5 protein-coding genes are annotated in these 12,326 nt (G+C 65.6%); all 5 read left to right on the forward strand.

Going from position 1 to position 12,326, the window contains the following annotated elements; translation table 11 throughout:
* The first annotated feature begins 180 nt into the window (after positions 1-180).
* Entirely contained in the window at positions 181-3,111 is a 2,931-nt protein-coding gene (locus tag XCSCFBP4642_RS0109735; protein WP_029219613.1) for a TonB-dependent receptor, read from the forward strand.
* Between the two features lie 334 nt (positions 3,112-3,445).
* The gene (locus tag XCSCFBP4642_RS0109740; RefSeq protein ID WP_029219614.1) at positions 3,446-6,169 is read left to right on the forward strand and encodes a TonB-dependent receptor; all 2,724 of its coding nucleotides are present in this window, start codon (positions 3,446-3,448) and stop codon (positions 6,167-6,169) included.
* A 111-nt stretch (positions 6,170-6,280) separates the two neighbouring features.
* A complete protein-coding gene (locus XCSCFBP4642_RS0109745; RefSeq protein ID WP_029219615.1) occupies positions 6,281-8,539 on the forward strand; it encodes a beta propeller repeat protein in 2,259 nt (752 codons plus the stop codon).
* A gap of 106 nt (positions 8,540-8,645) precedes the next feature.
* The gene (locus XCSCFBP4642_RS0109750) at positions 8,646-10,562 is read left to right on the forward strand and encodes a sialate O-acetylesterase (protein ID WP_029219616.1); all 1,917 of its coding nucleotides are present in this window, start codon (positions 8,646-8,648) and stop codon (positions 10,560-10,562) included.
* Between the two features lie 83 nt (positions 10,563-10,645).
* Positions 10,646-12,316: a GH35 family beta-galactosidase GalD gene (galD, locus tag XCSCFBP4642_RS0109755; protein WP_084624769.1), complete on the forward strand. Its 1,671-nt coding sequence runs from the start codon at positions 10,646-10,648 to the stop codon at positions 12,314-12,316.
* Positions 12,317-12,326 lie beyond the last annotated feature (10 nt).

The raw sequence follows: 12,326 nt of genomic DNA on the forward strand, positions 1-12,326 counted from the left end.
TATCTGTGCGCCAGATCGCACGCTGAAGCGCACGTGAAGTCGGGCAGGCGATCGGCGGCCAAGCCGCCATGCAGCAGGAAAAACGGAATGGGCGCCAGCGCCTGTTCCGCACCATCACACGGCGCGCCTTGCGCCGCGACAACCAGTCTTCAGTCGTCTTGCGTCCTGGGAGGGATTCAGATGTCCAAGTTTTCAAGCCATGCCTCGGCAGGAACGGGCGTGCGCGCGCGTTGTCTGCCACCGTTGCGTCGTTCGGCCATGGCCATCAGCATCGGGCTGCTGCTCGCTGCGCCGGCATATGCCCAACAGGCCGCGTCCCAGCAGAACGCACCCTCAGGCAATGCCAGCAGCGCGGTCGATCTGGACACGGTGGAGGTGCGCGGCGTGCGTGCCAGCCTGATCAAGTCGCAAACGATCAAGCGCGACGCCGCGCAGATCGTCGATTCGGTCAGTGCCGAAGACATCGGCGCGCTGCCCGATCGCAGCGTCACCGAAACCCTGCAGCGCGTCAGCGGTGTGACCATCGACCACTTCGCCGCACGCAGCGACCCCGATCACTTTTCGGCCGAAGGCAGCGGCGTGATGATCCGCGGCCTGACCCAGGTGCGCGGCGAACTCAATGGCCGCGACATCTTCAGCGCCGCCAGCGGCCGTGGGCTGAGCTTCGAGGACGTGCCGGCCGAACTGATGGCCGGCGTGGACGTGTACAAGAATCCTTCCGCGGAAATCATCGAGGGCGGTCTGGGCGGTACGGTCAACCTGCGCACGCGCATGCCGTTCGACAATCCGGGCCGCATCGTCGGCGGCAATGTCGACGTCAACTACGGCGACATGAGCAAGAAGTACAAGCCGTCGGCGTCGTTCCTGTTCAGCGACCGCTGGCAGACCGGTGTCGGCGAGATGGGCTTCATGATCGATATCGCCCATTCGGAACTGGCGACCCGCTCGGACGGCATCCAGGTCGAGCCGTATGTGCGCCGTACCGACGATGCAGTGCTGGCCGGCAGCGGCCGCAGCGAAGTGTTCGTGCCGGGCGGGGTCAACTGGCGCCAGCTGGATTTCGAACGCAAGCGCGACGGTATTGCGGCTGCGTTCCAGTGGCGGCCCAGCGACCAGACCGAGATCTACGCGCAATACCTGCGCTCGCGCTACGACATGAACTGGCAGGAGCGCGCGGCGTTCTTCAACGACAGCAACAACAGCATCAGCCCGGCGCCGGGGACGACCTTCCAGTACGACCAGGACGGCGTGTTCCAGCGCGGTTCGCCGGTGTCCAACTCCTGGCGCGGCCTGCTGACCGGCGACGGCGTGCGCTTCAATACCGACAACCGCTATTCGGATCAGCAGACCACCACCTCCGACCTGTCGGTGGGTTTCAGCCATTACTTCAACGACAACCTGCAGATCAAGGGCGATGTGCAGCTGGTGCAGTCGGAGAACGACCAGCTGGACTTCACCGTGTTCAGCGCGACCTATCTGCCTGGCCTGACCTATGACGTCTCGGGCAAGTATCCGACCGTGCAGATCGCCAACCAGGGCTTTACCCAGGACCCGTCCAATTACTTCTGGGCGGCGGCGATGGACCACCTGGGCCACAACCGCGGGCGTCAGCTGTCCACCCGTGTGGATCTGGAATACACCTTCCAGGACAGCAGCTGGCTGCGCTTTGCGCGCTTCGGCATGCGCGCCACCGACCGCAACCAGACCAACAAGAACTCCGGCTACAACTGGGGCGTGCTGTCGGACAACTGGGCGGCCATCCCTGGCAGCGCCAATGGCCTGGCCAACATGTCGCAGTACCTGCCGAACGAGTCCTCGCAGTTCACCTTCTCCAACTTCTTCCGTGGCGGCGTGAACGTGCCGACCACCCTGATCGTGCCCAATGGCGGGCTGGTCAGGAATTACGGCCGCGCATCGGACCTGCTGCAGCAACAGATCGTGGCGCTGCGTGGGTGGGGCTGGGCACCGGATACCTACCAACCGCAGGACACCAACCGGCAGTTCGAGCGGACCCAGGCCGCCTACGCGGCGCTGTACTTCGGCAACGATGAAGCGCTGGGCGTGCCGGTGGACGGCAACGTCGGCGTACGCATCGTGCAGACCAAGACCCAGGCCGAAGGCTTCGGTCAATTCCAGAATCTGTCCGGCCTGAACGTCTCGCCCGAACTGCAGGCCCGCTATACCGGCCAGTATTTCGACAACAACTCGCAGGGCAGCTACACCAACGTGCTGCCCAGCCTGAACCTGCGCGTGCGTTTCACCGACAACCTGCAATGGCGCTTTGCCGCGTCCAAGGCGATGGCGCGCCCGGATTACACCCAGCTGCAGCCGTATGTGCTGCTGAACGTGGAAACCGACGACGCCGGCAACGCCACCAACTTCGTCGGCACCGCGGGCAATCCGACCCTCAAGCCGATGCGCGCCAACCAGTTCGACACCGCGCTGGAGTGGTACTTCGACAGCAGCGACATGCTCTACACCACGCTGTTCTACAAGAAGGTCAAGGACTATTTCTCCACCCAGACCCGCGCCGAGACCTACGACAACCGCCAGTGGCTGGTGACCCGGCCGTACAACACCGACGAAGGCACCATCCGTGGCGCCGAAGTGGGCTACACGCAGTTCTTCGACAGCCTGCCGGGCTGGCTGAGCGGCTTCGGCGTCAACGCCAACTTCACCTACGTCGATAGCGAGGGCGGCGCCAATACCGCCATCGATCCGTACACCCGTTCCACCGTGGACGGCGTCGACCTGCCGCTGGAAGGCCTGTCGCGGCGGAGCTACAACCTGGCCGGCATCTACGAGAAGGGTTCGTGGTCGTTGCGCCTGGCCTACAACTGGCGTTCGCGCTACCTGTTGACCACCAGCGACGCGGCGACCCGCCTGCCGACCTGGGCCGACGACTATGGTCAGCTCGATGGCTCGTTCTTCTACCGCTTCAATGAGCATCTGCAGCTGGGCGTGCAGGCCAACAACCTGACCAACACCGTGACCAAGGTGCTGATGGGCCCGACCTCGTACGAAGGCGGCGAAGTCGACCCGCGGCTGTACACCCGCTCGTCGTTCGTCAACGACCGGCGCTACTCGCTGGTGCTGCGCATGAACTGGTAAGTGCGCGCAGTCACGCCTCGACTGTGAAGCGAGTCGCACAGTCGAGGCCGTTTCCTGCAGAGTGGCAGGGGCGGCCTGTAATGCCGGACCGGCCGGGTTTCACGCGATTGCTATAGTTTTAACGAATAGCTTTCCAGGAATATTTCATTGGTGTGGCATGACGACCGCACCCTATGCTCCCGCCGCAGCCGCAGGTCTGCCCGCCAGGGCGACCACGCATCCGCACTCCCGGCAACGTCCGGATGGCAGATGCGGGCCAGCAACAACGACGGGCAGGGCGTTCGCGCACCGGTCCGCTAAAACAAGAAGTACATGCGTCCTGGGAGGGAGCACTATGTCAGTGCAACATCGCCACATTCCGGCAGGCCGGGCTGTGGGTCAGCGTTCGATCCGTGATTTCCGCCGCTCCGTGATGGCCATCAGTGTGGCCACGCTGCTGAGCGCGCAGGCCTATGCGCAGGATGCGACCACCACCGCTGCACCGGCATCGGATGCGACCACCCAGCAGCTGGACACGGTGCAGGTCACCGGTACCCGCAGCAGCGTCACCAAGGCGCAGCTGGTCAAGCAGAATGCCGAGCAGATCGTCGATTCCATCGTTGCCGAAGACATCGGCAAGCTGCCCGACAACAACGTCGCCGAAGCGCTGCAGCGCATCTCCGGCATCCAGATTTCGCGCAACTACGGTGAAGGCAGTTCGATCGCCATTCGCGGCCTGACCCAGGTGCGCACCGAGCTCAATGGCCGCGATATCTTCACCGCCAACGACGGCCGTGGCCTGAGCTTCGAAGACGTATCGGCCGAGCTGCTCGGCGGCGTCAACGTCTACAAGAACCCGTCGGCCGACATGATCGAAGGTGGCCTGGGCGGCACCGTCGACCTGCGTACGCGCTTGCCGTTCGATTACGACGGCCGCAAGATCGCCGGCAGCGTGCAGTACAACTATTACGACCTGGCCGATGACGGCAAGCCGGCGTTCTCGGGCCTGTTCAGCGACCGCTGGCAGACCGGTATCGGCGAGATCGGCCTGCTGGTGAACTACTCGCAGCAGAAGAGCCCGTTCCGCCAGGACACCATCTCGATCGAGCCCTGGTACACCCAGACCGATCTGCCGGGCTACGAAGGCCAGGGCATCTCGGTGCCACACGGTGCCGGCATCAACACCACCGTCGGCGAGCGCGAGCGCAAGACCGGCGCGTTCGCGATGCAGTGGCGTCCGAACGATGCAGTCGAGGTCTACACGCAGGTACTGCGTTCGGAATACGACTTCAGCTGGCACGATTATTCGTTCTTCGCGCTGACCGGTGCCAATCCGATGCAGGGCACCCCCGGCATCCAGGTCAACGACCGCAACGAGTTCGTCAACGGCACTTTCCAGAACGTGCCGGCCGATTCCAACACCAGCCTGACCGAGCGGCATTCGGTGACCACCGATTACTCGCTGGGCGCCAAGTGGACGGTCAACGAGAAGCTGACCCTGAGCACCGACTTCCAGTACGTCGATGCCACCACCACCGGCACGCGTTACATCGTGGCGACCGGCCTGAACAACACGCCGTTCTTCAACGTCGACTTCCGTGGCGACCTGCCGAAGCTGTCGGTGACCGATGCCAGTGGCGCTGAAGGTTTCCTGGCCAATCAGGACAACTACAACGGCTGGCGCTGGCACCTGGACAACAAGGACGACAACACCGGCACCGAGTTCGCCTGGCGTTCGGACATGGATCTGGCGTTCGACAGCGATTTCGTGCGCAGCTTCAAGGCCGGCGTGCGTTATACCGACCGCGATGCCGAGACCAAGGGCAACGTTTATCGCTTCATGTGCATCAACGGCTGCGCCGGCACGCCGTTCTCGCAGTTCCCCACCGTGGGCGTGGTGACCAACCCGATCACCGATTTCTTCCGTGGCAAGAGCAGCACCTTCGGCCCGACCCTGACCGCTTCCGATGCGGCCGTGGCCAACTACGAGCAGACGCTGGCCACCTTCGGCGGCACGCCGCTGGAATTTGCGCCCAACAACATCAACACCCAGAACGAGAAGACCTACGCGGCCTACGGCGTGCTGCGCTTCGGTGTGGATGGCGACATCCCGTTCGACGGCAACATCGGCGTGCGCGTGGTACGGACCGAAGTCGGCTCGCAGGGCGTGCGCACCGGCACCGATGCCGAAGGCGGCGGTCTGATTCCGGTGGATGCGCAGCAGACCTACACCGACGTGCTGCCGAGCTTGAACCTGCGCTGGATGCTGAGCGATCAGCTGCAGTGGCGGTTTGCGGCCTCGCGTGGCATCTCGCGTCCCACCTTCGACCGCCTCAATCCCAACCTGAGCCTGAGCACCGGCACCTCGTCCAGCGGCGCCTCGACCTTCACCGGCACCGCGGGTAACCCGAGCCTGGAAGCGGTCAAGGCCGACCAGTTCGACACCGCGCTGGAGTGGTACTTCGGCCAGGGCTCGATGATGTACGGCACCGTGTTCTACAAGAAGGTGGAAGGCTTCATCGCCAACGCCGTCTTCAACGAGGTCTACGACGGCCAGGTGTGGCAGATCACCCGTCCGGTCAACGGCGATTCGGGCAAGATCCGTGGTGCCGAACTGGGCTACACGCAGTTCTTCGACTTCCTGCCGGGCTGGCTGAGCGGCTTCGGCCTGCAGACCAACTACACCTATGTCGACAGCGAGGCGCCGAGCCCCACCGCGACCGACACCAACGGCCAGTCGTTGACGGTGCCGCTGGAAGGCCTGTCCAAGAACAGCTACAACGCCATCGTCAGCTACGAAACGGCGCGCTTCCAGGGCCGTGTGGCCTACAACTGGCGCAGTGACTGGCTGGTGACCACCGCGGGCAACGGCACCGGCAACCTGCCAGTCTACAACAAGGGCTTCGGCCAGCTGGATGCCTCGCTGCGTTTCAACATCAATGATGTGTGGTCGATTTCGCTCGATGGCGTGAATCTGCTCGATACCCGCCGCGAGAGCTACCTGGGTGTCGAGTCGCGCTACCGCGACTTTGTGATCAACGATCGTCGGTATGGCCTGACCTTGCGGGCCAGCCTGTAGAACGCGCCGTAGGAAGTGCGTCTCCGGTCCGGCGAGCTGTGCAGGCAGCTCGTCGGGCCGGTGTTTTTCCTATCGATGGCGCTGCCGTCGATCGCGAGGGGAGCCGGAGGAATGATCGCCATGATCGATCCGCCTACTAAGCGCCGCGTTTCCGCAGCACACGCGTGGCTGACTGCCGTTTGCCTGACGCTGGTGTTGCCCTTCATGACGCCTGACGTGTCTGCGGCCGAGCCCGGCACGCCAGGGCCGTATCACTGGCGCAGTGTCGCCATCGGCGGCGGCGGCTTCGTCACCGGCGTACTGTTCCATCCCGCCGAGCGCGATCTTGCGTACGCACGCACCGATGTCGGTGGCGCGTATCGCTGGGATGCGCGTGCGCAGCAGTGGATTGCCCTGACCGACTGGCTGGGTGCGGACGACTGGAACCTGATGGGGATTGATGCATTCGCCATCGACCCCGCCAATCCCGAGGCCATCTATCTGGCAGCGGGCACCTACATGCACGAGCGCGCCGGCAATGCGGCGGTGCTGCGCTCGTTCAACCGCGGCCGCAGCTTCGAGCGCGCCGACCTGCCGTTCAAGCTGGGCGGCAATCAGCTTGGGCGCGCCAACGGCGAGCGGCTGGCGGTGGACCCGCACGATGGCCGTGTGCTGTTGCTGGGTTCACGTGATGCAGGCCTGTGGCGCAGCGACGATCGCGGCGCGCACTGGGCGCGGGTGGAAGGATTTCCCGCCGATGCACTGGCCGGTGCCACCGCGCGCAACCATGTCGGACGCGAACAGGCGGTGGGGATCGCCTTCGTCGTGTTCGACGCCGCCAGCGGCCGCGCTGGCAGTCCGACACCGCGCATCTATGTGGGCGTTTCCACCGCGCAGACCAGTCTGTATGTCTCCGAGGATGCCGGCCGCACCTGGTCGGCGGTGGTCGGGCAACCCAGGGGGTTGCGTCCAAGCCACATGGCCGGTGGCAGCGATGGGCAGTGGTATCTGAGCTATGGCGATCAGCCCGGCCCGGACCTGATGGCCGGCGGTGCGCTATGGAACTACGACGCGGCGCAGCGCCGCTGGCGCGAGATCAGCCCGATCCCGCAACCGGCCAACGGCGATGGTTTCGGCTGGGGCGCGGTGGCGGTGGACTCGCAACAACCGCAAGTGTTGTTGGCCAGCACATTCCGCCGCCGCACGCCGCGCGATGAGTTGTTCCGCAGCAGCGATGGCGGGCGTAGCTGGACGCCGCTGTTGGCGAACGCGCAGTTCGATCACAGCGCCGCGCCGTGGACGGCGCACGCAACGCCGCACTGGATGGGCGCGCTGGCGATCGATCCGTTCGACAGCAACCACGCGCTGTTCGTCACCGGCTACGGCATCTGGGCCTCGCGCAATCTGCGCGAGGCCGCGCGCACGCAGCAGCCGTTGCAATGGTGGTTCCAGGACCGCGGGCTGGAAGAAACCGTGCCGCTGGATCTGCTCAGCCCGATGGCCGGTGCGCATCTGCTCAGCGCGCTCGGCGATATCGATGGCTTTCGCCACGACGATCTGGACAGGGCGCCGCTGCAATATGCCGGCCCGCGCCTGACCAATGGCGAGAGCATCGATGCCGCCGGCCAGGCGCCGCAGTGGGTGGTGCGCAGCGGCACCGTGCGCGATCGCCGCAACGACGAAATCCGCGCGCTGTATTCGCGCGATGGGGGCGCGCACTGGCGCGCATTCGCCAGCGAACCGCCGGCCGGGCAGGGCGCCGGTACGATCGCCATTGGCGCCGGTGCGGCGCAGGTGGTGTGGGCGCCGGCGCAGGGCGGCAACTGGCGCACTGCGGATTTCGGTACGCACTGGCAGCGCGTGCAGGGCTTGCCCGACACCGCCGTGGTGGTGGCCGATCGCGTCGATGCGCAGCGTTGGTACGCCGCCGATCCGCTCAGTGGGCGCCTGTACGAAAGCACCGATGGTGCGGCCAGTTTCCGCGATACCGGGCAGTCGCTGGGAACGCCGGCGCGCGATGAGCGCACGCGTCCACAGTTGCGGCCCGACCCATGGCGCGCCGGTGTGGTGTATCTGGCCAGTCCCGCACGCGGCGTGATGCGCTGGCAGGACGGCCGCCTGCAGACCCTGTCGACACTGGACGAGGCACACTCGCTCGGCATTGGCAGGCCACTGCGCGAGGGCGCGCCACCGGCGCTGTATCTGGCCGGTCGCGTGGCCGGCGTGGAAGGGGTGTTCCGCTCCGACGACGAAGGTGCGCACTGGCGACGCATCAACGACGACGCGCACCGGTTCGGCAAGCCCTACAGCGTCACCGGCGATCCGCGACTCCCCGGGCGCGTGTACTTCGCCACCGGTGGGCGTGGCATCTTCTACGGCGACCCGCGATGAGCGTGCCGTCCCTTGGCGTGTCATCGCGCTGTCCTACCGTGTCCATCTTCGTCCCCCGTCGCCTCGTTGCGCGCCGACCGGCCGCGCCGACCCTGGAGATCACTGCATGACTGTCACCTTCGTTCGCCGCGCCTGTCTGCTGGGTCTGGCGCTGGTTAGCCCGTTCGCAGCGGCGCAGCCGACCCTGCCACTGTTGTTCAGCGATGGCGCGGTGCTGCAGCGCGACCAGTCGATGCCGGTATGGGGCTGGGCGACACCGAATGCATCCATCAGCGTGAGCCTGGATGGCAAGCGCGCCACCACCAAGGCCGATGTGCAGGGAGCATGGAAGGTCAGCCTGCCGGCGCACACTGCTGGCGGTCCCTACGTGCTGAGCGTGCAGGGCGACGGGGGGCAGCTGCAGGTGCGCGATGTGCTGGTTGGCGATGTCTGGCTGGCCAGCGGGCAATCGAACATGGAATGGCCCTTGGCGCAGGCCAGCGACGGCCCGCAGGCGGTAGCGGCGGCCAACGATCCGCAGCTGCGTCACTTCAAGGTTCCCAAGTCGTGGTCGGTGCAGCCGCAGGCGCGCCTGAGCGGTGGCGACTGGAAAACCGCCATGCCCGCCAACGCCGGCGAGTTCACCGCGGTGGGCTACTTCTTCGCCAGGGAGCTGCGCGCCAGCACCGGCGTGCCGATCGGCATCATCAACAGCAGCTGGGGCGGCAGCGCGATCGAGGCATGGATGGACGCCGCCTCGCTGGGCTTGAACGCCACCCAGAACCAGGGCGCCATCGAGGCGATCAAGCAGCGCGATGCCGCGGCGCAAGCCGCCACCGGCAAGCGCATCGCGCGCTGGCCCAAGGTGGATGGCGACATGCCGCAATGGCGCGAAGCGACATTCGATGACAGCGATTGGGACAGCATTCCGGTTACCCAGCAATGGGAATCCAGCGGCTATGACGGCATGGACGGGATCGCCTGGTACCGCACCACGGTCACACTGAGCGCTGCCGAAGCCAAGGCCGGCGTAGCGCTGGGTGTCGGCCAGATCGACGACTCGGACATCACCTACGTCAACGGCCAGCAGGTCGGCAGCACCATCAAGCAATGGAACCTGCCGCGCGTCTATCAGGTGCCGGCAGCGGTACTTAAGGCTGGCGTCAACCACATCGCCGTGCGGGTGGAAGACCTCAGCGGCGGTGGCGGCATGCATGGCCCGGACGAGCAGCGCTTCGTGCAGACCAGCGCCGGTGCCAAGCGCGCGCTGAGTGGCTGGAAATTCCGCCCGGCTGCGGTACGTGTGTCGTTGGCCGACAACAAGAATCAGCTGCCCACGCTGCTGTACAACCAGATGATCCATCCGCTGCAGCCGTTCCCGGTCAAGGGCGTGATCTGGTACCAGGGCGAAACCAATGCCAGCGAGAGCGGGGCGGTGAAATACCGCGAACAGTTTGCCGCCATGATCCAGCAGTGGCGCGCCGAGCGTGGCCAGAAGGCCCTGCCGTTTTTATGGGTGCAGCTGGCCAACTTCAAGGCCGGCGGCGACAAGGGCGAGCTGAGCCCGTGGGCGCTGCTGCGCGAATCGCAATCCAAGACGCTGGCACTGCCGGCAACCGGGCAGGCGGTGATCATCGATATCGGCAACCCCACCGACATCCATCCCACCAACAAGCGCGATGTCGGGCATCGTCTGGCGCTTGCGGCCCGGCACGTGGCCTATGGCGAAACATTGGTGTACAGCGCGCCGGTATTCAAGCGCGTGCGCTTCGACGGCGACAAGGCTGTGCTGACGTTCGATCTGCAGGGCAGTGCGCTGCAGGTGCGCGGCGGCGGTGCGGTGCAGGGCCTGCGTATTGCCGGCGCCGATCAACGCTTCCACCCGGCCACCGCGCAGATCGACGGTGACCGCATCACCGTGCACAGCGACGCGGTGAGCGCGCCGGTTGCGGTGCGCTATGGCTGGAGCGAGAACCCCGACGACGCCAACCTGATTAATCGCGAGCGGTTGCCCGTTTCCCCCTTCCGCACCGATACCTGGTGACACGGAGTCTTATGACCATGCATTGCCCCGTTACGCCCGCAGCCTCCCGTTTCAACGCGCGTCGTTGCCTGCGCCCGCTGCTGCTGTCCGCGCTGACGCTGGCCCTGGCGGCCTGCCAATCCGGCCAGCAGGACAGCGCTGCCAAGCCCGACGCCGCCACCCCTGCGGCGAACGCGCCAGCCACCCCGCCTGCCTCTGCGCAGGCGCCTGCCACGCAGACGCCGATGCCGCAGTTCGTCAGCAAGGACGGCACGCATGCGTTACTGGTCGATGGCGCGCCATTCCTGATCCTGGGCGCGCAGGTCAACAACTCCAGCAACTATCCCGGCGTGATGGACAAGGTGTGGCCGGCGATCAAGCTGATGGGCCCCAACACCGTGCAGGTACCGATCGCCTGGGAGCAGGTGGAACCGGAAGAAGGCAAGTTCGATTTTTCCTTCGTCGATACGCTGCTCACCCAGGCGCGCGAACACAAGGTGCGGCTGGTGTTGCTGTGGTTCGCCACCTGGAAGAACAACGGCCCGGCCTATGCGCCGCTGTGGGTCAAGGCCGACAACCAGCGCTTCCCGCGCGTGGTGACCCGCGAAGGCAAGGCGATCGGCTCACTGTCGCCGCATGCGCAGGCCACCCTGGATGCCGACCGCAAGGCATTCGTCGCTTTCATGCAGCACCTGAAGCGGGTCGACCCGCAGCACACCGTGATCATGATCCAGCCGGAGAACGAGGCGGGCACCTACGGCAGCGTGCGCGACTTCTCGCCGATGGCGCAGAAGCTGTTCGACGGCCCGGTGCCGGAAGAGCTGCTCAAGCGCTTGAACAAGCAGCCGGGCAGCTGGGCACAGGTGTTCGGCGCCGATGCCGATGAAATCTTCCATGCGTGGTCGATCGGCCGTTATATCGACCAGGTAGCCGAAGCCGGCAAGGCCGAATATCCACTGCCGATGTACGTCAATGCCGCGCTGCGTGGTCCCTTCAATCCGGGTCAGCCCGGCCAGTACGCCAGCGGTGGCCCCACCGACAACGTGCTCGATGTGTGGAAGGCCGCCGGCCCGCATATCGACCTGCTGGCGCCGGACATCTACATGCCCGAATACCGCCTGTACACCACGGTGCTGGAGCGCTACGCGCGCCCGGACAATGCCTTGTTTGTAGCCGAAACCGGCAACCGTCCGGAATACGCGCGTTACCTGTATCCCACGCTGGGCCATGACGGCATCGGCTGGTCGGCATTCGGCATCGACTTCACGCGTTACTCCAACTATCCGCTGGGCGCCAAGCACGTCAACGAAGAGACGCTGGCACCCTTTGTGCTGGGGTTCCAGGCGGTGAGCATGGGCATGCGCCCGTTCGCCAAGGCTGCGTCCGAAGGCAAGTTGCACGGTACCGCCGAAGAACCCGGCCAGGCCGTGCAGGAGCTCAAGCTCAACGACCGCTGGAGCGCCACCATCACCTATGGCGTGCCGCAGTTCTGGTTCAAGGGCGAGCCGCCAGGCAACCCCGAGCCGATCGGTGCGGCTTTGATCGCCGAGCTGGGTCCGGACGAGTTTCTGGTCACCGGCTACCACGCACGCGTGACCCTGCACCCGGCCAGCGAAGCGACTGCCAACATGTTCTACGACCGCGTCGAGGAAGGCGTGTACGAGGGCACGCAGTGGCAGTTCCAGCGCAACTGGAATGGCGACCAGACCGACTACGGGGTCAATTTCTCCAGCGTGCCGCAATTGCTGAAGATCAAGCTCGCCACCTACAAATAATCGCCACGCG

Source organism: Xanthomonas cassavae CFBP 4642, from assembly GCF_000454545.1.
Classification (GTDB): Bacteria; Pseudomonadota; Gammaproteobacteria; order Xanthomonadales; family Xanthomonadaceae; genus Xanthomonas; species Xanthomonas cassavae.

Excerpts from the sequence above, each read along its gene's own strand:
- XCSCFBP4642_RS0109735 (WP_029219613.1), top strand. The coding sequence starts at position 181 with ATGTCCAAGTTTTCAAGCCATGCCTCGGCAGGAACGGGCGTGCGCGCG.
- XCSCFBP4642_RS0109740 (WP_029219614.1), top strand. The coding sequence starts at position 3,446 with ATGTCAGTGCAACATCGCCACATTCCGGCAGGCCGGGCTGTGGGTCAG.
- XCSCFBP4642_RS0109745 (WP_029219615.1), top strand. The coding sequence starts at position 6,281 with ATGATCGCCATGATCGATCCGCCTACTAAGCGCCGCGTTTCCGCAGCA.
- XCSCFBP4642_RS0109750 (WP_029219616.1), top strand. The coding sequence starts at position 8,646 with ATGACTGTCACCTTCGTTCGCCGCGCCTGTCTGCTGGGTCTGGCGCTG.